The following is a 24,034-nucleotide window of genomic DNA, read 5'->3' as shown; positions in this document are numbered from 1 at the left end:
CGCGTCAGTCGAACGTTCCGGCGACGCGTCCCAGCAGCATAAAGGCGCGTGCGGTGCGGGTCTCAGCGAGTGCTGAGATTTCCGCGTCCGAGGCATCCCGTTCGAACACGGCAAAGGTTTTGTCGAACAGCCGCAGAAAGTGATGTGCCGCATCGCGGAAAATCGGGTCCTGCTTCATCCGCCCTGCGGTCAGCGCGAGCGAAGACCGGTCGCGGATCCCACCCAGTGCGGCAATCGGCCTGCCACGCAGACCATGGCCGAACTGGCGCCAGATTTCCGGCCGGGCGCGGTCGGGACGCAGATCGTCCATGTAAATGCCGTCCTGACTGAGCAGGGTCAGCACGTCCTGTGCGGCCTGGATCAGCTGCGATGACGGCCTGTCGCGCAACGCACGGCGCAGGGCGGCGAAACCCGCCTCGTCCTCAGCCGTCTCGGGGAAGTTCAGCGCGCGGATAAAATCGGCCTTGGCCAGAGGCGGTGCGATTTCCGCAGCCGCTGTGCCGAGGGCAAGCGCGGGCTGATCGTCCGGTGTTGCCATCGTCTGTGGCTGTGCCGGTACCGGAGCCCCACGCTCGGAATCCCGGCGCGAGGTGAAGGTCGCAAGCACTGTTTCGGTATTGCGTGTGGCGGCGGCGATCTCGTCGAGGCGGCGCGCAACGGACGCCGGTTCAGCGCCTGTGGCACCGGCCTGGTTCTGGGTGATATAGGCCTGGCGGATCGCGTCAATCGCAGTCTGCAGGCGCTGGCTCTCCTCCCGCATCACCCGGCTGGAACGCGCGGCGGTCGCTGCCACCCAGATCATGCCGACGGGCATGAAAATGGCCAGCATCACCATCACAAAACGCAGGCCACCGCCAGTCGCGCCGGCGGAGGCGGGATCAGATGGTGCAAACAGGAAAAAAAGCGCCGCTGCGAGCAGCCAGACGCCCGACAGCGCAAGCGCAATCACCTCAATGCTGGTGAGCCCTTCGGTCCCGGGACGGTCGTAAATGCCGAGCGGGGTAGGCCGGCTGTGAGCCGGGGCGTCATCTTCGGTGTCTGGAGCATCCGACATCGCGGCTTTTCCTGTCAGGCGTAAACGATTTTGAGAACCTCGTAGGATTTCTCGCCGCCGGGGGTGCGGACCTCGACGCTGTCGCCCTCATCCTTGCCGATCAGGGCGCGGGCGATGGGTGATTTGATGTTGAGCAAACCTTTTTCGATGCTGGCTTCGTGCTCACCAACTATCTGCCAGGTCTTTTCCTCATCAGTGTCTTCATCCACCAGTGTGACAGTCGCACCAAATTTGATGCTGCCGGACAGTTTTGCGGGGTCGATGACCTCCGCCAGCCCCAGAACCCCTTCGAGCTCCTTGATGCGGCCTTCGATGAAGGACTGCTTTTCCCTCGCGGAATGGTATTCGGCATTTTCGGACAGATCGCCGTGTTCACGGGCCTCTGCAATCGCCTTGATGATTGCCGGACGCTCGACCGATTTCAGCTCTTTGAGCTCGGCTTCAAGATCCGCGTGGCCCTGGCGGGTCATTGGTATTTTGTCCATCTGCGCGTTCCACAAGATACTGCGGCCCGCCGGTCGTCGCCGGGGGCCGCGTTTAAAGATTCTCATTACCTGACCCGAGGGCGGGATAAATTGCAAGAGGACTCGTCCCTGCAGCGGGCCGGACAGGCGGCAGAACACTGCCGGCCCGGTGGTGTCAGTCGTACTGCACGATCTCGAATTCGATCCCGTCACTGTCATTGAAATAGAACCGCCGGCCCGGTTCATAATCTGCGTGGCTTTTGGGCTGAAAACCTGCGTCCCGGACCGCGTCTTCCATGGCGTCGATGTCAGTCACAGTCACGGCAAGGTGGTTGAGGCCGCCTGTGGTTTCATAGCTGGATGGGCCTGCACCGGTCTGGCGTGCCGGCTGATACAGGGCAAGATACGAGGTGTCAGTGCCCACATGGATCGAGCGCCCACCGTCGATGGCGGGGCCATCCCAGCGGATTTTCCACCCGAAAAGACGGGTCATCCAGGCGGCTGTTTTATCGGCGTCTGACACGGTGACATTGGCGTGTTCGAGCTCGGTCGACATGATTTTTTCCTTTCAGTTTGCATCTGTCACCACCTAGCGTAATTTCTCAACCTAACTTTAGGTCAAGGGAAAAGTTATGGCAGTAAGTGATGGTCTGAGTATTGGCGCCCTCGCAGAAAGAACCGGGCTGGCTGTATCCGCCATCCGCTACTATGAAACCCAGGGTCTGATCCGTCCCTGGCGCAACCCGGGCGGGCAAAGGCGGTTCCAGCGGTCCGACCTGCGCCGGCTCAGCTTTGTGATGATCGCCCAGCAGTTCGGGTTCACCCTGCCGGAAATCCGCGCTGAACTCGACAGGCTGCCGGGGGGGCGCACACCAACCAAGTCCGACTGGACACGGATCAGCGCATCGTTCCGGGCGCGTCTTGATGACAAGATCAGCGCTCTGGAAAAGCTGCGCGACAACCTGGATGGCTGCATCGGTTGTGGTTGTCTGAGTCTGCCGGCCTGTGCGCTTTACAATCCGGTGGATCGGGCCGCAGAACGGGGGCAGGGGCCGCGGTATCTGATGGGTGACACGCCCGGTTGAGCATATCGTAAACAAACCTGTCGCGAAATGACGCAGAATTGTGGTTTTCGCCTGATTGTGACGCCCGGTTGTGATTGCATTGAGCAGGCGCGTGGTTTAGCCAGTCGCGAACGATTGTTGCGCCGGTGCAGCCACACCGGACACTTAAGGAACAGGGAGCTGACCGATGAGCGACACCCAACGTGAAGCAATGGAATATGACGTCGTTATCGTGGGTGCCGGGCCTGCGGGTCTGTCGGCAGCCATCCGGCTGAAGCAGCTGGACGCAGACTGCAACGTCGTCGTGCTGGAAAAGGGCTCGGAAGTCGGCGCACATATCCTGTCGGGCGCTGTGCTGGACCCCGTCGGTCTCGACGCGCTGATCCCGGACTGGAAAGAGAAAGGCGCGCCGCTGAACGTGCCCGTGCGCGAAGACAACTTCTACATGCTCGGTGAGGCTGGCAAACTGCGCATACCGAATTTCCCGATGCCGCCGCTGATGAACAACCACGGCAACTACATCGTGTCGATGGGCAATGTCTGCCGCTGGATGGCCGAACAGGCCGAGGAAATGGGCGTTGAGATCTTTCCGGGCATGTCCTGCTCGGAGCTGGTTTATGGCGACAATGGCGAGGTCAAAGGCGTTGTTGCCGGTGAGTTCGGCAAGAACCCTGACGGCACGCACGGCGACAGCTATGAGCCCGGCATGGAACTGCACGGCAAATACGTGTTCCTCAGCGAAGGTGTGCGCGGCAGCCTCTCTAAGGAGGTGATCGAAAAGTACGGCCTTTCTGACGGGCACGAGCCGCAGAAGTTTGGTATCGGGATGAAAGAGATCTGGGAGATCGACCCCGCCAAACACAAAGAAGGCACCGTCACCCATACGATGGGCTGGCCGCTGAACAGCAACGCAGGCGGTGGTTCGTTCATCTACCACCTTGAGAACAATCAGGTTTATGTGGGCTTCGTCGTTCACCTGAACTACAAAAACCCGCATCTCTTCCCATACATGGAATTCCAGCGTTTCAAGCATCACCCGATGGTGGCCGACCTGCTCGAAGGCGGCAAACGCGTGGCGTACGGTGCGCGGGCGATCAGTGAAGGCGGGTATCAGTCCATGCCGAAAATGGTGGCGCCCGGTGTTGCTTTGTTGGGCTGCTCGGTGGGCATGGTCAACGTGCCGCGCATTAAGGGCAACCACAACGCCATGCTGTCGGGCAAGGCTGCGGCAGAGGCGGCGATTGCGGCCATGGCCGGTGGCCGTGCCAGCGATGAGCTTTCCGACTATGAGACCGAAGTGCGCAATGGTGCAATCGGCAATGACCTGAAAAAAGTGCGTAACGTCAAACCGCTGTGGTCGAAATATGGCCTGACAGCCAGCCTGATGCTGGGTGGGCTCGATATGTGGACGAACACGGCGGGCTTTTCGCTCTTTGGCACCGTGGGCCACGGCAAATCCGATGCCGAAGCGACCGAAGACGCCGCCGCGCACAAGCCGATCGACTACCCGAAACCGGACGGTAAACTGTCTTTCGACCGGCTGACCAATGTTGCGTTCTCGTTTACCAACCACGAAGAAAGCCAGCCTGCGCACCTGCAGCTGAAGAATGCGGACATCCCTGTGTCAACGAACCTGCCCAAATATGCAGGGCCGTCGGCGCGTTATTGTCCGGCCGGGGTGTACGAATTTGTTGAGGAAGAGGGCAAGGACACGCGCTTTGTGATCAACTTCCAGAACTGCGTGCACTGCAAAACCTGTGACATCAAAGACCCGTCGCAGAACATCACATGGACCACGCCCCAGGGTGGTGATGGTCCGAACTATCCCAACATGTGAGCAGACGGGGCGCTTTCGGGCGCCCCTTGCGGCTGTGGCATTGCGCCTGAACGCCAACCTGCTAGCCTGACGGGGCAGTCAAAAACAAAAAGGTTCGCACGCATGCGTCTTCTGTTCCGCCCATTGGCCGCTCTGGCCCTCAGCCTCGCAGTTGTCGCACCGGTTGCCGCGCAGTCAATCGCCGGTCCTTACCTGGCCGGGCGGTCTGCTGCGATGGACAGCGATTTCGAGCAGGCGGCCGCATACTACACCCGTGCTCTGGCGCGTGATCCGCGCAACACGCAATTGATGGCGAGCGCCGTTGTTGCGCAGATGGCGCTGGGCGAAGTGGACCGCGCCCTGCCCATCGCACAGGCCCTGCAGGCCGCTGGCGAAAGCAACCAGGTGGCCGAACTGGTCATCAAAATCGACATGATCCGTAAAGGTGCTTACGGCACCATGACCGCGCCGGTTGAAGAAGGGCGCGGCATCGGCCCGCTGGTTGACGGGCTGCTGCGGGCGTGGAGCTTTATGGGACAGGGCGAGGTCAGCAAAGCACTGGAAGCCTTCGAAGAAGTGCGGAACCAGCCGGGCCTTGAAGGTTTTGCGCTGTATCACGAGGCCAACGCGCTGGCATCCGTTGGTGATTTCGAGGGTGCAGAGGCGATCTATGGCTCTGACAGTGCGCGCGCGGCGCAACAGACCCGCCGGGGCGTCATGGCCCGGGTTGAGGTGCTGTCCCAGCTGGGCCGTTTCGACGAAGCGTTGGAGCTGTTGCAGACCATGTTCGCAGGGGCAACTGACCCGGAAATTGATGTCGTCATTGAAAACCTGCGCAACGAAACGGTTCTGCCTTTCAGCCACGTGACGTCGGTGCAGGATGGTTTTGCCGAAGTTTTCTATACGGTTGCCGACGCCCTGCGCGGCGAAGCGGGTGCTGAGTTTACGATTCTTTATGCCCAGGCGGCGCGGGTGCTGCGCCCGGATCATGTGGATGCTCTTCTGGCGACCGCTCAGCTCTTTGAAACACTTGGTCAGTTCGGTTCGGCAATTGAGGTTTACCGCGAGGTTCCGTCCGACGATCCGGCCTATCACGCGGCTGAACTCGGGCGCGCAGCAGCGCTGCGGCGGTCTGACCGGCCGGAAGCCTCCGTTGAGGTGCTTGAACAGCTTGCGCGCAGTCATGGCACTCTGGCCACGGTGCAGTCTGCCCTCGGTGACGCCTACCGACAGCAGGACCGTTTTGCTGAGGCCGTCGGGGCCTACAACGAAGCACTGGTTCTTGCAGAGGAGACAGGTGCCTCCAGCTGGTTCCTTCTTTATGCGCGGGCGATTTCCAACGAGCGGCTGGGGAACTGGGAGTTGGCCGAGGCAGATTTCCGGGCGGCACTGGAGATCAATCCAGGCCAGCCACAGGTGTTAAACTACCTTGGCTACTCGCTGGTCGAAAAACAGATCAAACTGGATGAAGCCCTTGGGATGATTGAGCGTGCAGTCGAGGCAAGCCCGGACAGTGGTTACATCATCGATTCTCTCGGCTGGGCGCTCTACCGCCTGCGCCGCTTTGAGGAAGCCGTTCCGCACATGGAGCGCGCGGTTGAGCTGATGCCCGTGGATCCGGTTGTGAATGATCATCTGGGCGATGTGTACTGGGCAGTCGGACGCTACCGCGAAGCAGAGTTCCAGTGGGCGCGCGCGCTGTCGTTTGTTGATCTCGAAAACGTCTCGGATGATGCGGATCCTGACCGCATCCGGCGCAAGCTGGAAGTCGGCCTGGATCAGGTGCTTGAGGAAGAGGGCGCGCAACCGCTGAAAGTTGCCAACGACGGATGAGCACGGACGCCGCAGTGCGCGTCTTTGCCCCGGCAAAGATAAATCTGACACTGCATGTGACCCGCCAGCAGAGTGACGGGTATCACCTGTTGGATTCGATGGTCGTTCTGGTCAGCACCGGTGACTGGCTGGAGTTGTCTGAAGCCCAGGAAACGACCCTGTCTGTGTCAGGACCAATGGCCCGGGGCGTGCCGTCGGACGCCTCCAACCTGGTTCTGCGTGCGGCGGAACTGATGCCGGTTACCGCCGATATCAGACTGGAAAAACACCTGCCTGCCGCAGCCGGGATCGGAGGCGGCTCATCGGATGCCGCGGCCTGTCTGAGAGGTCTAGCGCAATTGTCCGGTATGCCTTTGCCGGACCGCGAAGCGCTGTTGTCCTTAGGGGCCGACGTCCCTGTGTGTTTACATGCCGGTCTTACCAGAATGGGCGGTATCGGCGGCGACATAACGTCCGCCGGTCCCGCACCGGCATGGCCGATACTGCTGGTAAACCCGGGCATTTCCGTCCCTACACCCGCTGTTTTCAAAGGCCTCGCATCAAAGAACAACGCGCCTATGCCCGATACGTACCCCAAACGGGCCTCTTTGGCAGATCAGGCGGCGTGGATGGCACAGCAGCGGAATGATCTGGAGGCCCCAGCCATCGATCAGGCGCCGGAAATACGGGAGGTGCTGGACAACCTGAGGGGCATGGACGGTTGTCTTCTGGCGCGCATGTCCGGCAGTGGCGCGACCTGTTTCGCCATCATGAACACGGCTGGCGCGCGGGATGCCGCACTTCGCCAGCTGCGCGAGGCCCGTCCAGGATGGTGGGCGGCAGCGGCCACACCGCTCAATGAGCCTGAATTCAGCTGATCCGTTCGACCACGTAGTCGGCCAGATCAGACAGCATCGTGCGGATATCGTGATCGGGCAGCGGTTCGAGTGCCACGCGTGCCTTGTTGGCCCACATGCGGGCTTCTTGCGCCGTATCTTCAAGACAACCGTGTTTGTGCAACAGCGACAGCGCGGTTTCGAGATCCCCGTCTTCCTGGCGTCCTTTTTCGATCGTTCGCAACCAAAACGATCGCTCTTCTGCGTCAGCATGCGCCACTGCCTTGATCAGTGGCAGCGTCAGTTTGCGTTCGCGGAAGTCGTCTCCGACATTTTTGCCCGTCGCACCGGTATCGCCCTGAAAGTCCAGCAGATCATCAACAATCTGAAAGGCGATGCCGAGGGCGTCGCCATAGCTGTAGAGTGCGCGCACATGGGCCTCGGGCGCATCAGCGATCACGCCGCCAACTTCGGTCGCTGCTGAAAATAACGCCGCCGTTTTGCCCCGTACAACCTGCAGATAGATCTCTTCGGTGGTTGCCAGATCCTGACTTGCGGTCAGCTGCAACACTTCGCCTTCGGCAATCGTCGCAGACGCATTCGACAGAATGTCCAGCACCCGCAGTGATCCGGTTTCGACCATCAACTGGAAACTGCGCGAGAACAGGTAGTCTCCCACCAGGACCGACGATTTGTTGTCCCACAACAGGTTCGCCGTGGGTCGTCCGCGCCGTTGCCCGCTTTCGTCCACGACATCATCATGCAGCAGCGTGGCGGTGTGGATGAACTCGACAGTGGCGGCGAGGTTGATGTGAAACGGACCTTCGTACCCGCACAGATGTGCTGCAGCCAGCGTCAGCATCGGACGCAGGCGTTTGCCGCCTGCATCGACCAGATGCGCGGTAACCTCGGGAATGCGCGGCGCATGCTCGGAGGCCATCCGGGTGCGGATCAGGATATTGACCCGTTCCATATCCGCCGCCAGCCACGCGGCCAGTCTGTCATGCGGTTTCTGCGAATTTTCGGTCTTTTGCATCACTTCCCCGGCGGCGAGCCTCGACACTGGCCGAAACTGTCCTTACATCCCTGATATGAAGGAACTTTTGCGCAGCACTGACCCGACGATCATCGCCTTTGCCACGGCCCTTCTTCAGGGTGAGGATATAGCTTGCTTTGAAATGGACGTAAACATGAGCGTGCTCGAGGGAGGCATAGGAATTTTCCCCCGCAGGCTCATGGTGCGCACAGATGATCACGATGCCGCGATACGGGTGATGCGGGACAATGAAATCCCGCTCGGGCTGTGACCGGCGAACTCACACATGATGCATTTCTGGGGGGCAGGCTCCACCTGTGGCAACCAGCGAGAGGATACCGCGCGGGCTTAGATCCGGTGCTGCTGGCTGCCAGTGTGCCGGCACGGGCCGGCGAAACAGTGCTTGAACTCGGCTGTGGCGTGGGAGCCGCGGCATTGTGCCTTGGCGCGCGCGTGCCCGGTCTGTCGCTGACCGGGGTCGAAGTGCAGGAGGAGTATGCCGGGCTTGCACGCCGTAACGCAGGCGACACGATGGACGTTTTCTGTGCCGATATAACGGACCTTCCCCCTGAAGTGAGGCAACGGCAGTTCCACCACGTAATTGCCAACCCGCCCTACTACGCCCGCGGGGCGCACAGGGCATCGGCGGATCATGGAAGACAGAAAGCGCGGGGCGAGGAAACACCACTTGAAGCCTGGATCAAGGTCGCAGGCAAAAGGCTGGCGCCCGGCGGCATGGCTCATTTCATTCATCGGTGTGAGCGACTGCCAGACATACTCGGGGCGCTGGAGCATGACATGGGCAGCGTCGAGGTTTTGCCACTGAGCGCGCGCGCGGACCGTGCGCCAGACCGCGTCATCGTCCGGGCGCGCAAATCGGGACGGGGTGCATTCCGGCTGTACGCACCACTGATTCTCCATGAAGGACCAAGGCACGAAAAAGACGGGGACAGTTATGTTCAACTTATACGTGCAGTGCTCAGAGACGGCGCTTCTTTGCCGTTCTGACCGAAATTAAGACATTTTTAACGGCTTTTGTGCCCATGCTGCGGGTGCGGCGTGACTTGTGCCACAGGGTGTGGTCCAATTTACAGCGTAGCAAATGGAGGACTGAATGAGCGTAGCAGCACATGTTGATCAGCTGAAAAAGAAACATGAAACTCTCAGTGAGGCCGTAGAGCAGGCCCAGCGCGCACCGGGCATCGACGCCCTTGAAGTTGCAGACCTCAAAAAACAGAAACTCAAACTAAAAGAAGAAATCAGCCGTCTGACCAACTAGACGCAGTGCGGGCGCCAGCGCACCAGTGCCGCGCCCGCTACTGACCAGCCGTATCCAGAATCTTCATGGCGTCGGTGATGTATGTTGTCTTGTCAATCTCGGCGAGCATCCAGTCACGGAACGCTTTTACCTGTGGCCTGTTTTCGGTGCCCTCCGGGCAAAGAAACCTGAACCTCGCCCCCGTTGATATGGCCGTGCCATAAGGTGACACGAGCCGCCCCTCATCAATGTCCTTGACCACCAGTGCCCGCCGGCCCAGCACGACCCCGACACCGGCGAGGGCCGCGTCGACGGCGTGGTCTGCCTGACTGAACCTGGGCCCGTGCACCGGTGCGAAATCAATGTCCATAGCGTGAAACCAGGCCGACCAGTCACAGGGCGGATCCCTGAGAAAGCTTATTGAATCGTCAAAAATCAGGGGCGCTTCGGTGAGGCTTTCGGCAGTAGGGTACTTTTCCGCAAGGTTCGGAGTCATAACCGGCGCAACCCATTCCTCAGCCAGTGGCAGCGAGAAAACATCCGGGTCATCCTCGGCGCCGAAGCGGATCGCGACGTCGACGGCGTCCCGTGTCAGGTCCACCTTTTTCAGAGATGCAGAGAACCGCAGTTCAATTTCCGGATGCGCCTGAGCGAATTCATAAAGGCGTGGCGCCAGCCATTTTGCTGTGAAGGCCGGCCCGGCCGTTACCGTCAGGGTCTGTTCGTCCTGCAGGCGCTGGGCAGAACGCCATCCGGCGGCCAGTGATGCGAAGCCATCTGCCACGGCAGGTGCCAGAGCTGCTCCCGCTTCCGTCAGCTCAACCGCCCGGTTCAGGCGGCGGAACACGGGCGCTCCCAGGTGCTCTTCAAGAGACTTTATCTGGAAGCTCAGCGCAGCCGGCGTCACCGAAAGCTCCTCTGCCGCTTTGGCAAAAGACATATGTCGGGCAGCGGCATCAAATGCACGCATAGCTGTCAGTGGGGGCAGTCTGTTACTCATATCAGTTAAATATATCTTGTGTGATACGTTGAAAAGTCTCGTTTGTCGGTTTTGTTAGCGGATGCCATATAGGGTTCAGTTTAGAAACACTGGTCTCAACCGGAAAAGGAATTCAAAAATGTTTGAAGCAACCGCAAATCAGCAGGCCCGCTCGGCAATGCAACGTGCCCACGAAGAACGCGCGCAGGCAATGCGCGATGCGTGGCGCTGGCTGTTTGACTCTTCTTCCCGCTGATCGGCTGCAGCGTTCTTACGGGATGAACAAAGGGCCGGGCCTCAAACGAGACCCGGCCCTTATTGCTTTGCAGAACTGGCGTCAGACGAAGAACTGAGCGCCGTTCGCAGAAATGGTTGAGCCATTGATGAAGCCCGCGTCGTCAGAGGCAAGGAAGGCCACACAGCGTGCAATCTCTTCCGGCTCACCCAGGCGCCCGGCCGGGATCTGCGCGATGATCGATTCGCGGACCTTCTCCGGGACGGCCATAACCATGTCCGTCGCGATGTAGCCCGGGCAGATGGCGTTGGCCGTGATACCTGCGCGCGCGCCTTCCTGTGCGAGAGATTTTACAATACCCAGATCGCCGGCTTTGGTCGCAGCATAGTTCACCTGAGCGAACTGACCCTTCTGACCGTTGATCGAGCTGATCACGATGATGCGGCCGAATTTACGTTCGCGCATGCCTGGCCAGACCGGGTGGATAGTGTTGAAGACGCCGGTCAGGTTCGTATCGATGACGTCTTTCCATTGATCAGGTGTCATTTTGTGGAACGGTGCGTCGCGGGTGATGCCCGCGTTGGCGACAACCACATCGATGGGCCCCAGATCGGCTTCGACGCTTTCAATACCTGCTTTGCTGGAATCGTAGTCAGCCACGTTCCACTTGTAGGTTTTGATGCCGGTTTCATCCGTGAATTTCGCGGCGGCTTCGTCGTTGCCGGCATAGGTTGCAGCAACGCTGTAGCCTGCGTCTTTCAGTGCTCTGGAAATGGCGGCGCCGATACCCCGGCTGCCTCCGGTGACAAGTGCGACTCGCGACATTGTTGTATTCTCCTGTGTTCGTTGTCAGCTGCCCGGCGGGCAGGTCTGATGGGGCGGGCTGATGTCGTCAGGCGCCGCCCCGGTTGGTTCAGGGACGCTCGAGGCACATGGCGACACCCATGCCGCCGCCGATGCAGAGCGTTGCGAGGCCTTTTTTGGCGTCGCGGCGTTTCATTTCGAACAGCAGAGTGTTCAGGATGCGTGCACCGGACGCGCCAATCGGGTGGCCGATCGCAATCGCACCGCCGTTGACGTTCACAACAGCCGGATCCCAGCCCATGTCCTTGTTGACGGCACAAGCCTGTGCGGCGAAGGCCTCGTTGGCTTCTACCAGATCCAGATCCTCGGCCTTCCAGCCTGCTTTTTCCAGCGCCTTGCGGCTCGCATAGATGGGCCCCGCGCCCATGATGGACGGGTCAAGGCCAACGGTCGCATAGCTTGCAATGCGTGCCAGCGGCTCGATCCCGCGCTTCTCAGCTTCATCTGCGGACATCAGCAGAGCACCAGCCGCACCATCGTTCAGCCCGGAGGCGTTGGCCGCAGTGACCGAGCCGTCGCGGGTGAACGCAGGGCGCAGTTTCTGCATGGCCTCGATTGTGGCGCCATGGCGGATATATTCATCCTTGTTGACCTCAATATCGCCTTTGCGGGTTTTCACCGTGTAGGTAAAAACCTCATCATCGAATTTGCCGGCTTTCTGGGCTGCTTCGGCTTTGTTTTGCGAAGCGACGGCGAATTCGTCCTGCTGATCACGGCTGATCTGCCACTTTTCGGCAACGTTTTCTGCGGTCTGGCCCATGTGATAGCCGTTAAAGGCATCCCAGAGACCGTCACGGATCATTGTATCGATGTAGGTCATGTCGCCCATCTTGTGGCCGGCGCGCAAAGGAGCGGCATGCGGCGAGAGCGTCATGTTTTCCTGCCCACCGGCAGCCACAATGTCTGCGTCCCCAAGCTGGATATGCTGTGCAGCCAGTGCGACAGAGCGCAGGCCGGATCCACAGACCTGGTTGATCGTCCAGGCCGAGCTTGCCTGGGGCAGACCGGCATTGATGTGCGCCTGACGGGCCGGGTTCTGGCCCTGCGCGGCCGTCAGTACCTGGCCGAGAATGGTTTCGGAAACTTCTGATGCGTCAACACCGGCGCGCGCGACGATCTCCTGCAGCATTGCAGCGCCGAGATCGTGGGCGGGTGTATTTGCGAAAGACCCGCCAAAGCTGCCCACGGCAGTCCTGGCAGCCGATGCGATTACGACGTTCGTCATTGTGTTCTGGTCCTTTGCCTATTGTCCTGTCGGGCCCTGTCAGACAAGCCTGCGCAAGCAGCCGTCGACCCTCCACTTCCATACGGGGGTGCATACAGAATGACAAATAAGCGGACAACATGACGTCCGGTCGCACCGCCTGGTCAGCCGGTTTGCGCCAGGCGCATGGCTTTTCAGGCGGTCACACAGCCTTCTTCATTGCGCGGTCTTCGAGCCAGTGCGGGCGTGTTGTGGCGGCACCGAAATGGTACCCTTGGAGGCAATCAACGCCCAGGCTGACGAGCATGTCAGCGTCCTCCTGATTCTCCACGAACTCGGCAACCGTCAGCATATCGAAGTGCCGGGCAATCGATACCAGCGCTGCGGTCATTACCTGATTGTCCGGATCCTGCGCGATGCCCTGAACGAACTGGCCATCGATCTTAACGATGTCGAAACAGAAGTCCTTGAAATACCGCAAGGCGGTGTAGCCGGCACCGAAATCGTCCATCGCAAAGCTGATGCCTCGGAGCTGGAGACGGTCCATGAAATCAACGACCAGTTCCGGCACCATGATCGTGGAGGATTCGGTGATTTCCAGAACGAGACGTTCCGCAATAAGTTCGTTCCGCGACAGCCACCGGTCCAGCGTACGGTTCCACGCACGGTACCCGATGGATTTGGCTGACATGTTTATGGACAGCCGCAGAGACGGGTTCTCGTGCAGGGCGCGCAGCCCCAGGCCCAGTGCCAGCGTATCAAGCTGGCGCCCAAGCTCGGTATTCTCAATCGCGCCCATGAACTCACCCGCAGGGATGACGCGGCCGGTTTCGTCCAGCACACGGATCAGCCCTTCATAGAGCGCCACTTTGCTCTGGTCCCGCGATTGCATGATTGGCTGATAGGCCAGCAGAACCTGCTTGTGACGGATCGCCTGGGCAACCATGTCCAGCGCGTGACGATCGCGTCTTGAGACCGCGAAGTTGAGCGGATTATCCTCGCCCGGTGGCAGGTCAGCAACGGCTGTTTTTTCTTCGCGGTGCATCTGTCGTCTCCCTGACTATTGCAGCGTCAGATTTGCACCACACACCTTAATTCCCCGTAAATTTTCTCATTTTGTTCTATTTTTATCTGTGTTCTGTTCAAATGCACGGAACAGATACCGAAGGGGATATTTCATGGAGCGCTGCGGCTGGGCCGGACCCGAACAGATCTATCTTGAGTACCATGATACTGACTGGGGTGTGCCCGAATATGACAGCCGGGCGCTGTGGGAAAAACTGATCCTGGATGGGTTTCAGGCCGGGCTCAGCTGGATCACCATTCTGAAAAAGCGTGAGAACTTCCGGGAAGCCTTTGCCGGGTTTGACCCGAACATTATCGCTGCATGGGGACCTGCAGAGGTGGAGAAACTGCTGGGTAATCCGGGAATCATCCGGCATCGCGGTAAAATCGAGGCAACGATCTCGAACGCGAAGGTCTGGCAGACGATCGAAGCGCGCGAGGGTTTTGACCGGTTCCTGTGGAATTATGTCGACGGCGCCCCCCTGCAGAACAGATGGAAGACTTCTGAAGAAGTCCCTGCCTTTACGCCGTTGTCGGAACAGATCTCCAAAGATCTGAAGAAAGAAGGTTTCCGGTTCTGTGGCCCGACCATTGTATATGCCTTCATGCAGGCGGTGGGCATGGTCAATGACCATCTGGTCAGCTGTCACGCCCATGAAAAATGCGCCCGGCTCGCGCAAAGATAAGAGCAGGTCAAATCCGGTGTTACCGTACTGACAGGGATCGGGATGACCGGCCGCTCCTGATCGCGCTTCCGGCATTGACAAGCAAACCTGCGCGGATATAAGCGCGGCTTCATTGGTGTTGGTGGCCCCCGCAAGGGGTTCCCTGTCAGCCCGGCCAAATCCGGGCAGAGGACAACGCCCTCTTAAAACCTGAAAGAGGAGATCAGCCGTGACCAAACGCACGTCTGCCAAGTACAAAATAGATCGCCGCATGGGCGAAAACATCTGGGGTCGCCCCAAATCCCCCGTAAATCGCCGCGAATATGGCCCCGGCCAGCACGGTCAGCGCCGCAAAGGAAAGCTGTCTGATTTCGGCATCCAGCTGCGCGCCAAGCAGAAGCTCAAAGGCTACTATGGCGACCTGACGGAAAAGCAGTTCCGCCGCATCTATGCCGAAGCTGAGCGTGTAAAAGGCGACACAGGTGAAAACCTGATCGGTCTGCTGGAGCGCCGCCTCGACGCCGTTGTTTACCGCGCCAAATTCGTGCCGACCGTTTTTGCCGCCCGTCAGTTCGTGAACCACAAGCACGTGCGTGTGAACGGCCAGATCGTGAACATCCCGTCCTACCGCGTGAAAGAAGGCGACGTGATCGAAGTACGTGACCGTTCCAAACAGATGGCCGCGCTGATCGAGGCGACACAGCTGCCTGAGCGTGATGTGCCTGACTATATCGAAGCGGACCACTCCAAAATGTCCGCGCGGTTCGTGCGGACGCCGACACTGGGCGATGTGCCGTACCCGGTCATGATGGAACCGAACCTCGTGGTCGAATTCTACGCGAAGAACTGATTTTCTTCGCAGACCGCCAGAATTTCAGAACCGCGCAGCCTGCTGCGCGGTTTTTTCGTGGGTGGGGCAGGCCCGCCTTTGCGGCCGCCCCCGTTTTCGCTAAGCAATCCATATGACGGACAACCGCATCACAAATATTGCCAGCCTGACGGTCGTGGCCTCAGGTGTCCTGTGGGGGTTCTACTGGCTGCCGGTCCGGGCGCTGGAAGAGCATGGTCTGTCCGGCGCCTGGGGCACTGTTGCGATCACGCTGGCAGCACTCCTTGTCACAACGCCCGTTGTTTTTCTGCGCGGGTTCAGATTGCGACATGCATCCAGGGCAGGTCTTTGCTGGATCATGCTGGGCGGGGCCGCATTCGCGCTCTATTCCATAGGGTTCGTCTACGGACGCGTTGCGATCATTATTCTCCTGTTTTTCCTGACACCGGTCTGGAGCACGCTGATTGCACGTTTTGTGATGGGCTGGCACACGCCGGTCCTGCGGCTCTTCGCCATTGCGCTGGGACTGATTGGTCTTGGCATCATGCTCGGCGCGGATGGCCAGCTGCCCTGGCCGCGATCCGTTGGAGAATGGCTGGCACTGATTTCCGGTCTGATGTGGTCTGTTGCGACAACGGGCATGCGGGTCACGCCGGCCCCCGCGCCACCGGAAGCGGTCTTCGTCTTTGCATTCGGGGCCTGTGCCGCCTCGCTCACGCTCGCCTTCGTGCTGGCGCCCTGGCCGGGTGCGGAACTGACCGGGGCGCTGGCAGGCATTGCTGCGCTGGCGCTTGGGACCGGCGCGGTCTGGTGGGGTATCTTCATGGCCGCGCTGATGTGGGCGACGGTGCGGCTTGAACCTGCACGGATGGGCATCCTGCTGATGTCCGAAGTGCTGGTAGGTGCCGCATCGGCGGCGTGGTTTGCCGGTGAATACCTCAGTCCGGCGGAACTGGCCGGTGGGGCGCTCGTGCTCGTTGCCGGTGTGCTGGAGGTCTGGCCCGTAAGGCGCGCCGGCACCAACGGCCCACATGGCGCAAAAGACCGCGGTTTTACGCAGAGTTGACGGTGGCGCTCCTCAGCGCAGCCCGGTAGTGTCCGCGCGACAGGAGATGACGAAATGACCACCATGCCACCACCGCAACCCGGCATTATGGATATCGCCCTTTATCAGGGCGGAGCCTCAAAAATCGAGGGCCAGGAAAATCCGCTCAAGCTGAGCTCGAACGAAAACCCGTTCGGCTGCAGTCCGCTGGCCAGTGCGGCAGTCAGTGCGGCGGCTCTGGGCATGCATCGTTATCCCTCCACCGATCATGCGGACCTGCGCGCGGCCATCGCCGGGGTGCACAAACTGGCCGCTGAACGTATCATCTGCGGTGTTGGCTCAGACGAGCTGCTGACCCTCCTGGCGATGGCCTTCGCCGGGCCCGGTGACGAGGTTCTTTATCCCGAACATGGGTTCTCCATGTACCGGATTTTCGCGCTGTCTGCCGGTGCCACGCCCGTGACCGCACCGGAAAAAGACCGGCGTGTGGACGTAGACGCGCTCATCGCTCGCATCACGGACCGGACGCGCCTGATCTATATCGCCAACCCGGCCAATCCCACGGGCACCGCGCTGGAAAGTGACGACCTTGCCCGGCTCGCCGCAGCGGTGCCGTCTGAATGTCTGCTGGTGCTGGACGGTGCCTATGCGGAATTCGCGCACGGCTATGACGGCGGCGCGGCCCTCGTGGATCGTCACCCGAACGTGGTTATGACGCGGACTTTCTCCAAACTCTATGGTTTGGGCGGTCTGCGTGTGGGCTGGGCCTATGCTGCGCAGAGTGTGATCGACGTGCTGAACCGGGTACGCGGGCCCTTCAACCTCTCGACCGTGGCCATTGCAGGGGCAGAGGCCGCGATGCGGGACCGCGCCTTTGCCGAGCAGTGTATCGAGGACAATGCCGAACAGCGGGTGCGGCTCACCGGCGGTCTGCGCCAGCTGGGCATTGCCTGCGATGACAGTGCCGCAAATTTTGTGCTGGCCCGGTTCGCGGATGAAGATGAAGCGCTCGCAGCGGATGCGCATCTGAAATCCAGCGGGATCCTCGTACGCCTCGTCAAAGGCTACGGGTTTCCGGAAGCGCTGCGCATCACCGTGGGCAGCGCAGAGGATGTCACGCGTGTGCTCGCGGCACTGGCCGCATTCCGGGGGGCGGTATGAGCGTCATTTACAACCGTGTGGCTCTGATTGGCCTGGGCCTGATCGCCTCCTCGATGTTCTGGGCCACGAAACGCGCGGGCCTCGCGGGGGAGGTCACCGGGTATGCCCGCAGCAGTGCCACCCGCGACATCGCGCGCCGGATCGGGCTGTGTGACCGTGTCTGTGATACCATGGCCGAAGCCGTCGCTGACGCGGATCTGGTCATCCTTGCGGTGCCCGTTGGCGTTATGGGGGAGGTTGCCGCGGAAATCGCCGGTGCGCTGAAGCCCGGTGCCACGGTCACGGATGTGGGCTCGGTCAAGCGTGAGGTGATCAACGCAGTGGAGCCGCACCTGCCACCGGGCGTGCGTTTTGTGCCGGGCCACCCCCTCGCGGGTACGGAACATTCGGGGCCGGAATCCGGTTTCGCCGAACTGTTCGACGGGCGCTGGTGCCTGCTGGTCCCGCCAGAGGGGACCGATCGCGACGCTGTTGACCGCCTGCGCCACTACTGGGAAGGCCTGGGCAGCAACGTCGAGGAGATGGAAGCGGACCATCATGATCTGGTTCTTGCGGTGACCAGCCATGCACCTCACCTGATCGCCTACACGATGGTTGGTGTGGCCGATGATCTGCGGCGCGTCACCGACAGTGAGGTGATCAAATATTCTGCCGCCGGATTCCGGGACTTTACGCGGATTGCGGCCAGCGACCCGACCATGTGGCGCGATGTGTTCCTGTCCAACCGGGATGCAACCCTGGAAATCCTGGGCCGCTTTACCGAGGAACTTTTTGCCCTGCAACGAGCGATCCGCACAGGTGACGGAGACCATCTGCACGAATATTTCACGCGCACCCGGGCCATCCGCCGCGGCATCATCGAGGCTGGCCAGGATACGGATGCGCCGGATTTCGGCCGGGGCGCGAAAAAGCCGTGAAGCACCTGCGTCTGTTGCTGTTGTGCTGCGGTATCGCCATGGCGCAGGCCGCCGTGGCTGCCGGGCCGGACACCTCCCTGCGCCCCCAGCTGCGTCCTGAGCAGACGGCCGCACCGCAGGCGCCTGTGGCGCGGTCCGGCGCAGTGTCGAGTGTTCTGCGTCCGGTTGAACGCCCGCAGTCAGTTTTGCGCCGGGGCCGTGAGGCCGCATTGCTGCGCGAACGGGGGGCCATTTGCGGTAACCCTGATGTGCAGGGCGTGAGCATTGGCCGGGTAAGTTCACCCACGCGTGGGTGCGGAATCCCGGAGGCCGTACGCGTCCGGGCTGTGTCCGGAATATCGCTGAGCCCGGCCGCCGTTATGGACTGCCGGACGGCTCTGACACTGAACCACTGGGTGCAGGAATCTGCGGTGCCGCGCCTGCGTGATACGGGGGGCGGGCTGAAGGCCATGCGCGTCATCGGGCACTATGCCTGCCGGACACGCAATAACCGGTCCGGTGCCCGTATTTCCGAGCACGGCAAGGGCAAGGCCATCGATATTTCCGGATTTCGTCTGAGGGATGATACGGAGCTTACGGTTCTGCGCGACTGGAATTCCAAACGCGGGTTTCTGCCGCTCAAGAGCATGCATCGCGACGCCTGTGGCATCTTTGGTACCGTGCTGGGCCCCGGGTCGGATCGTTTTCACCAGGACCATTTTCATTTTGATACAGCACGGCATTTCAACGGTGCTTACTGCCGCTGACGCCGATCAGTGATCTGCGTAAGGGTTCTGACTCAGCGCAGGATCAGACGCGGCGCGGGGCCCAGCGGGATGAACCCCAGCGAAATCAGCCCGCCCGACAGCGTCAGATCCAGATCGAGGGCATCAGTATTGCCGCTGAGACCCGCAAAGGTCTCAAGCGTCCGCGTGACCTGTGGCACCAGCGCGGGTGGCAGGGTGCCGGCCCGCTCGGCCAGCGCGATAATATCACGCCAGTTGCGGACCTGAACGCTCAGCGGGCCTTCGGGCACACCTTCGGCATCCACCGTCAGGTCTGCGGCAAACCTGATCTGCAGATCGCCCCAGATGGCTTCCGCGCGTTCCAGCCGGACACGGCGCGGCTGCGGGCGGGCGTCCTCGACCGATGTGATGTCCCAGGCACGGTCGAATGCCACATCACCTGACAGCCGCAGGGCGTCAAAGGTGACGGGCCAGTCCGCCGGTACAAAAAGCGCATCGCGCAGCACCGAACCGGGCCGGACAGCACTGGCATCAAAATTCACGGCATAGGCCTGCGGATCGCTCTGATCCTGAATCATCGACGCGGTCAGCGGGCCGCCGGAGAGCAGATCGCCTGCGTCCCCGGTGATGCCCCAGTTTTCCGCGTCTGCCTGTAGGCGTTCAAGTTCCAGTGCAGTGCCCGGATGCAGGCGCAGACCGGCGATGGCGGCGGAAGTCGTCAGCTGTGCACGTCCTTCCGGACCGGCCAGCGCAATGCCGTCATCCGGCAGCGACAGCGTGATGTAGCCTGGCCACCATGTAGCCGCAGACAGCGTGAGCGCACTGGCCGAAAAGGCGACGCCTGTGCCGGGATCTGCCAGCGCGGGCGCCGCGATGTCAGCTGTCACATCGAGCGGCCAGCCGCTGAGGCCCACGTCTGCCAGCTCTGCCTGCCAGCCTTCCGTGCGCCGCTCTTCGAACCACGTGTAAATGCCCGTGCGGATGCCGAAAGCCGTGATGCCCCACCAGGCTGACCACAGAATGCCCGCGATGAGCAATAACCAGACGATCCGCCGCATTCTGACCCCTTTTCCTTTGGTGCAATTTGAGGTTTACGCAAAGCAGATAAGGAGAACCAGCACGATGACCATGTGGGTATTCGGATACGGCAGTCTGCTGTGGAACCCTGGCTTTGAGGTCGCCGAACAGGTGGTTGCGACCCTGCCGGGCTATGCACGCTCGTTCTGCATGCATTCCATCCACCACCGGGGCACCGAAGAGGCTCCCGGTCTCGTTCTGGCGCTTGATGAGGATCCTGCGCATGCCTGCGAGGGCGTGGCACTGGCGGTGGCGGAAGGGCGCGAAGAGACAACGCTGGCGTATCTGCGCGAGCGGGAGCTGATCTCGTCGGCCTATCTGGAACGTGAGCTGGAGATCGACCTGCATGACAACCGCCGCGTCACAGCGCTGGTCTATGTGATCAACCCGGATCATGTTCAGTATTGTGGCGGGATGCCGCTGGAGGAACAGGCGCAGATCATTGCGCGTGCACGCGGCGGCATGGGGCCGAACGACGAATACCTCTATAACACGGCTCAGCACCTGGCGGACATTGGCCTGCATGACCCGGACCTGGAATGGCTCAGCCATCGCGTCAGGGCGCTGGGCGCATAATTCCTTGGCGCTGCCCGATCTTTTCGGGTTAAATGCGCGCAGAGCAGCACAATAACGGTCAGGAGCGGAAGGCGCATGGCGTTACCGGACCAGGAAATAAGACCTGTATTCTCACAACCTGTCCGTCAGATCTCCCTGATGCTGATTGTGCTGGCGCTGTCGGGCTTTGGCGCCTTTCTTGCGTTGCCCCGTGTGCTGCCGGTGTTCGAGGCCAACCCCTACCTCAACGGGTTCATCCTGTTCGTCTTTGTGATCGGTGTCTTCGCCTGTTTCTATCAGGTGTTCCAGCTGATCGGCTCCGTGCGCTGGATCGAACGTTTTGCCACGGATACGCTGGATTCCAGCATCAAGGCCCCCCAGCTTCTGGCGCCGCTTGCGGCCCTTCTGCGCCAGCGTGGCGCTCGCATGCAGGTGAGTGCCACCTCCAGCCGTTCGATCCTTGAATCCGTCGCCACACGGATCGAGGAAGTCCGGGAAATCACCCGTTATATCGTTAACATGCTGATTTTCCTGGGTCTTCTGGGGACTTTCTATGGCCTTGCCACCACGGTCCCCGCTGTTGTCGACACGATCCGCAACCTCGCACCCGGCGATGGTGAAGGCGGCGTCGAAGTGTTCAACCGGCTCATGTCCGGCCTTGAGGCGCAGCTGGGTGGGATGGGCGTGGCCTTTGCCTCATCGCTTCTGGGGCTTGCGGGCTCGCTGATTGTGGGCCTGCTGGAGCTTTTTGCAGGGCATGGACAGAACCGCTTTTACCGCGAGCTTGAGGAATGGCTCAGCAGCATTACGCGGGTGGGCTTTTCGTCCGGTGACGAGGCGGCTGCGGACGGGAATACCATGGCAGTGGTCGTCGACCACATGGGGGAGCAGATGGAAGCGCTGCAGGCCATGTTCCTTGGTGCGGATGCGCGCAACACCGCAGTGGAACAACGGCTGGGCGAAGTTGTCGGGGCCATTGAGCACATGGCGCAGCGGATCGGTGGTGCTGATCCGACCAATGCTGCGCTTGAACGGGTTGCGGCGGGTCAGGAGCGGCTCATCAGCCTGATCGAGGCACAGGGTCAGGGCGGTGACGGCATCGATGCCGAAAGCCGCATGCGCCTGCGGTCCATCGACGTCCAGATGCTGCGCATCCTTGAGGAAATCTCAGCCGGTCGCCAGGAAAGCATGGCAGAGCTGCGCCGTGACATCGCGGGCCTGACCGAAGCTCTTAAAGCCCGGCGCGCGCGCCCTGCGGCCCCGCGGCGCCCTGACGGAGGCAGCTGAGCATGGCACTCGCCCGACGCACCGGTGCCCGGTTCCAGGCGTCGATCTGGCCGGGTTTCGTGGATGCGATGACGGGATTGCTGCTCGTCCTGATGTTCGTGCTGACGATTTTTATGATCGTGCAGTTTGTCCTCACCGAAAGGATCACAGGACAGGAAACCGAACTGGATCAGCTGGCAGGTGAGGTGGCCGCACTGGCCCAGGCGCTCGGTCTTGAGGAGCAGACCAGTGAAAACCTGCGGAACCGGGTTGGCGCGCTGGATGCCTCCCTGTCGGCCTCGCAGGCGCAGATCGCAGCGCTCACGGCGACGCGGGACGCTCAGACCGCGGCCCTGGCTGCGGCGGAAACCCGCATCACCAGTTTTGAGGCACAGGTTGCGGCACTTATTGCGCAGCGTGACACCGCTCTGGGCGACATCGCAGCACTTGAGGAGGTGCGCGACGCTCTGGAGGCGGCGCAGGCGGACCTGCTCAGCGAGCAGGACGCGCTGACACTGGCGCTCGCTTCGGCCCGTTCAGAAGTGGATGCCCAGGAAGAAGCAGCGAGGCTGGCGGCGGCGCAGCGTGAGGCGCTGGATGCGCTTGTAGCGGACCTCCGTGCACAGAACGCAGCTGCGAATGAAGAGATTGGTCAGCTGACGGGGGCCCTCGATGACACCCGCGATGCTCTTTCTGCTGAGGAAGCCGCCCGGCTGGCGGAGGCGGCTGCTGCGGAAGCGCTGCGCGCGCGTCTTGAAAACGCCGATGCGGAGCTGACGGCCATGACGCTGGCGCTGGAGGCACAGCGCAAGGAGGCCGAGGATACGCTGACCCTGCTTGCTGCGGCGCGGGCGGCGGAGGCTGATCTGGACACGGCTCTCGCAGCGGCTCTGCTGCAGCTTGAGGGGTCGCAGGCGACAGGCGCAGAGACTGCACAGGAACTGACAACTGCCCGCGCAAAGATAGATGTACTGCGGGCCGAAACCGATGATCTGCGGACCCGGTTACAGGCCGCAGACGCGCAGCTGTCTGATGCGCAGGCTGCTGCGGCAGAGGAAGAAGCCGCGCGGCTGGCCGCCGAGGCCGCCCGCGTAGCGGCGGAGTCCGCTCTTGACGAAACGAGGTCTCTTGCCGAAACGGACAGGGCCGACCTGCGGGCCCGCCTCGCCGAGGCCCTTGCGGCAAAGCTGGCGGCCGAAACGCTTGTGCAGGATACAAGCACAGATGCAGAGCGCCGCGCAGCACTTCTTGCCGAAGCCCGGCGTGCGCTGGCCGAAGAGGAAGCGGCAAGTGCCGAGGCGCAGCGTCAGACGGAGTTGCTGAACCAGCAGGTCGCGGCGTTACGCACGCAGCTGGGTGGGCTGCAGGCCCTGCTGGATGATGCAAAAGAACGGGACGCGGCGCAGCAGGTGCAACTGCAGTCTCTGGGGTCAGACCTGAACACCGCTCTGGCGCGGGTTGCCGCCGAAGAGCGCCGCCGTGCCGACCTGGAAGAAGCGGAAAGGCGCAGGCTGGAAGAAGAAGCGGCCCGTCTTGCTGCAGAAGCTGAGGATCTGGAGCTGTACCGCTCGGAATTTTTTGGCCGGCTGCGTGATGTGTTGGGCACCCAGGAGGGTGTGCGGATCGAGGGCGACCGGTTTGTCTTTTCCTCCGAGGTTCTGTTTGAGCCCGCACGCGCGAACCTGTCGCTGGAAGGTCAGTCTGAGGTTGCCAAGGTCGCGTCAATTCTCGCGGCGGTCGCGGATGAAATCCCGGACGGTATTGACTGGATCATCCGGGTGGATGGTCACACGGACAACCTGCCGCTGTCCGGTTTCGGCGCTTTTGCAGACAACTGGGAGCTGAGCCAGGCCCGTGCCCTGTCAGTGGTGCGGTATATGGTCGAAGCGCTGGGCATTCCGCCCAACCGGCTGGCGGCAAACGGGTTCGGGGAATTTCAGCCTGTGGCGCTGGGCGATACCGAGGAAGCCCGTGCGCAGAACCGCCGGATCGAACTGAAGTTCACGGAACGCTGACAGTCAGTGCGTTTCCCGCGCAGACAAGCCGATAGGACAGTTCAGAGACCAGTGTGTTTTACCAGACGCATGGGGGCAACTCTGGCAGCTGT

Annotated in this window: 25 protein-coding genes; 16 read left to right on the top strand and 9 right to left on the bottom strand. The window is 61.3% G+C overall.

The features are described 5' to 3' along the window. Positions 1-4: 4 nt before the first annotated feature. The 3 genes from AB4K19_RS13865 to AB4K19_RS13855 all read right to left on the bottom strand — a co-directional run bounded on the left by AB4K19_RS13865 (position 5) and on the right by AB4K19_RS13855 (position 2,074). A complete protein-coding gene (locus AB4K19_RS13865; protein WP_436398041.1) occupies positions 5-1,054 on the bottom strand; it encodes a hypothetical protein in 1,050 nt (349 codons plus the stop codon). 14 nt (positions 1,055-1,068) lie between these two features. Further along, on the bottom strand, positions 1,069-1,539 hold the full coding sequence (gene greA, locus AB4K19_RS13860) for a transcription elongation factor GreA (RefSeq protein ID WP_375228912.1): 471 nt from the start codon (positions 1,537-1,539) through the stop codon (positions 1,069-1,071). A 154-nt stretch (positions 1,540-1,693) separates the two neighbouring features. Then, positions 1,694-2,074 (bottom strand): VOC family protein, encoded by a 381-nt coding sequence (locus tag AB4K19_RS13855; RefSeq protein ID WP_375228911.1) that lies wholly within the window; start codon positions 2,072-2,074, stop codon positions 1,694-1,696. Between the two features lie 76 nt (positions 2,075-2,150). Here AB4K19_RS13855 and soxR point away from each other — a divergent pair, with 76 nt between their 5' ends. The 4 genes from soxR (at position 2,151) to AB4K19_RS13835 (ending at position 7,088) form a co-directional block, all read left to right on the top strand. Then, a complete protein-coding gene (gene soxR, locus AB4K19_RS13850) occupies positions 2,151-2,603 on the top strand; it encodes a redox-sensitive transcriptional activator SoxR (protein WP_436398037.1) in 453 nt (150 codons plus the stop codon). 166 nt (positions 2,604-2,769) lie between these two features. Then, complete coding sequence (locus AB4K19_RS13845) at positions 2,770-4,419, top strand: electron transfer flavoprotein-ubiquinone oxidoreductase (RefSeq protein ID WP_375228910.1); 1,650 nt, start codon at positions 2,770-2,772, stop codon at positions 4,417-4,419. A 102-nt stretch (positions 4,420-4,521) separates the two neighbouring features. Further along, complete coding sequence (locus AB4K19_RS13840) at positions 4,522-6,231, top strand: tetratricopeptide repeat protein (RefSeq protein WP_436398034.1); 1,710 nt, start codon at positions 4,522-4,524, stop codon at positions 6,229-6,231. Further along, entirely contained in the window at positions 6,228-7,088 is an 861-nt protein-coding gene (locus tag AB4K19_RS13835; protein WP_436398031.1) for a 4-(cytidine 5'-diphospho)-2-C-methyl-D-erythritol kinase, read from the top strand. The genes AB4K19_RS13840 and AB4K19_RS13835 overlap by 4 nt, the downstream gene beginning before the upstream one ends. Here AB4K19_RS13835 and AB4K19_RS13830 read toward each other — a convergent pair. Then, positions 7,081-8,082, bottom strand: a complete 1,002-nt coding sequence (locus AB4K19_RS13830) for a polyprenyl synthetase family protein (protein ID WP_375228907.1) — start codon at positions 8,080-8,082, stop codon at positions 7,081-7,083. The two genes, AB4K19_RS13835 and AB4K19_RS13830, sit on opposite strands and share 8 nt — an antisense overlap. 55 nt (positions 8,083-8,137) lie before the next feature. Here AB4K19_RS13830 and AB4K19_RS13825 point away from each other — a divergent pair, with 55 nt between their 5' ends. From AB4K19_RS13825 to AB4K19_RS13815, 3 genes are all read left to right on the top strand, one after another. Then, complete coding sequence (locus tag AB4K19_RS13825; protein ID WP_375228906.1) at positions 8,138-8,353, top strand: putative signal transducing protein; 216 nt, start codon at positions 8,138-8,140, stop codon at positions 8,351-8,353. Next, on the top strand, positions 8,350-9,090 hold the full coding sequence (locus AB4K19_RS13820; RefSeq protein WP_375228905.1) for a tRNA1(Val) (adenine(37)-N6)-methyltransferase: 741 nt from the start codon (positions 8,350-8,352) through the stop codon (positions 9,088-9,090). The genes AB4K19_RS13825 and AB4K19_RS13820 overlap by 4 nt, the downstream gene beginning before the upstream one ends. A 106-nt stretch (positions 9,091-9,196) precedes the next feature. Next, entirely contained in the window at positions 9,197-9,361 is a 165-nt protein-coding gene (locus tag AB4K19_RS13815; RefSeq protein WP_375228904.1) for a YdcH family protein, read from the top strand. A 37-nt stretch (positions 9,362-9,398) separates the two neighbouring features. On the opposite strand, the gene AB4K19_RS13810 is transcribed toward AB4K19_RS13815, so the two are convergent. The 4 genes from AB4K19_RS13810 to AB4K19_RS13795 form a co-directional block, all read right to left on the bottom strand. Continuing rightward, entirely contained in the window at positions 9,399-10,340 is a 942-nt protein-coding gene (locus AB4K19_RS13810; RefSeq protein ID WP_375228903.1) for a transcriptional regulator GcvA, read from the bottom strand. Between the two features lie 316 nt (positions 10,341-10,656). After that, entirely contained in the window at positions 10,657-11,379 is a 723-nt protein-coding gene (phbB, locus tag AB4K19_RS13805; RefSeq protein ID WP_375228902.1) for an acetoacetyl-CoA reductase, read from the bottom strand. Between the two features lie 88 nt (positions 11,380-11,467). After that, positions 11,468-12,643 carry an acetyl-CoA C-acetyltransferase gene (locus AB4K19_RS13800; RefSeq protein WP_375228901.1) on the bottom strand — a complete coding sequence of 392 codons (1,176 nt, stop codon included), beginning with the start codon at positions 12,641-12,643 and terminating at the stop codon, positions 11,468-11,470. Positions 12,644-12,824: 181 nt separating this feature from the next. Next, positions 12,825-13,667, bottom strand: coding sequence for an EAL domain-containing protein (locus AB4K19_RS13795; RefSeq protein WP_375228900.1), 843 nt, complete (start codon positions 13,665-13,667; stop codon positions 12,825-12,827). Positions 13,668-13,800: 133 nt separating this feature from the next. Here AB4K19_RS13795 and AB4K19_RS13790 point away from each other — a divergent pair, with 133 nt between their 5' ends. The 6 genes from AB4K19_RS13790 to AB4K19_RS13765 all read left to right on the top strand — a co-directional run bounded on the left by AB4K19_RS13790 (position 13,801) and on the right by AB4K19_RS13765 (position 19,050). Further along, the gene (locus tag AB4K19_RS13790) at positions 13,801-14,373 is read left to right on the top strand and encodes a DNA-3-methyladenine glycosylase I (RefSeq protein ID WP_436398027.1); all 573 of its coding nucleotides are present in this window, start codon (positions 13,801-13,803) and stop codon (positions 14,371-14,373) included. A gap of 208 nt (positions 14,374-14,581) precedes the next feature. Then, positions 14,582-15,202, top strand: a complete 621-nt coding sequence (rpsD, locus tag AB4K19_RS13785) for a 30S ribosomal protein S4 (protein ID WP_375228899.1) — start codon at positions 14,582-14,584, stop codon at positions 15,200-15,202. A 112-nt stretch (positions 15,203-15,314) separates the two neighbouring features. Continuing rightward, complete coding sequence (locus tag AB4K19_RS13780) at positions 15,315-16,247, top strand: DMT family transporter (RefSeq protein ID WP_375228898.1); 933 nt, start codon at positions 15,315-15,317, stop codon at positions 16,245-16,247. A gap of 54 nt (positions 16,248-16,301) precedes the next feature. Next, positions 16,302-17,387 carry a histidinol-phosphate transaminase gene (hisC, locus tag AB4K19_RS13775; RefSeq protein WP_436398024.1) on the top strand — a complete coding sequence of 362 codons (1,086 nt, stop codon included), beginning with the start codon at positions 16,302-16,304 and terminating at the stop codon, positions 17,385-17,387. After that, positions 17,384-18,304, top strand: coding sequence for a prephenate/arogenate dehydrogenase family protein (locus AB4K19_RS13770; RefSeq protein WP_436398022.1), 921 nt, complete (start codon positions 17,384-17,386; stop codon positions 18,302-18,304). Before hisC ends, AB4K19_RS13770 begins: the two co-directional genes overlap by 4 nt. After that, entirely contained in the window at positions 18,301-19,050 is a 750-nt protein-coding gene (locus tag AB4K19_RS13765; protein WP_436398020.1) for an extensin-like domain-containing protein, read from the top strand. The genes AB4K19_RS13770 and AB4K19_RS13765 overlap by 4 nt, the downstream gene beginning before the upstream one ends. Positions 19,051-19,082: 32 nt before the next feature. On the opposite strand, the gene AB4K19_RS13760 is transcribed toward AB4K19_RS13765, so the two are convergent. Continuing rightward, on the bottom strand, positions 19,083-20,087 hold the full coding sequence (locus AB4K19_RS13760) for a DUF2125 domain-containing protein (RefSeq protein WP_436398017.1): 1,005 nt from the start codon (positions 20,085-20,087) through the stop codon (positions 19,083-19,085). A gap of 64 nt (positions 20,088-20,151) precedes the next feature. Between AB4K19_RS13760 and AB4K19_RS13755 the strand changes: the two genes are divergently transcribed. The 3 genes from AB4K19_RS13755 (at position 20,152) to AB4K19_RS13745 (ending at position 23,942) form a co-directional block, all read left to right on the top strand. After that, the gene (locus tag AB4K19_RS13755) at positions 20,152-20,682 is read left to right on the top strand and encodes a gamma-glutamylcyclotransferase (RefSeq protein ID WP_375228892.1); all 531 of its coding nucleotides are present in this window, start codon (positions 20,152-20,154) and stop codon (positions 20,680-20,682) included. 75 nt (positions 20,683-20,757) lie between these two features. Then, on the top strand, positions 20,758-21,948 hold the full coding sequence (locus tag AB4K19_RS13750) for a biopolymer transporter ExbB (protein ID WP_375228891.1): 1,191 nt from the start codon (positions 20,758-20,760) through the stop codon (positions 21,946-21,948). A 2-nt stretch (positions 21,949-21,950) separates the two neighbouring features. Next, a complete protein-coding gene (locus AB4K19_RS13745; RefSeq protein WP_436398014.1) occupies positions 21,951-23,942 on the top strand; it encodes a peptidoglycan -binding protein in 1,992 nt (663 codons plus the stop codon). The last annotated feature ends 92 nt before the right edge of the window (positions 23,943-24,034 follow it).

It is taken from the genome of Roseobacter phycocola (assembly GCF_042055075.2).
GTDB lineage: Bacteria > Pseudomonadota > Alphaproteobacteria > Rhodobacterales > Rhodobacteraceae > Roseobacter.
This window is presented reverse-complemented; position numbering and strand designations above follow the sequence as displayed.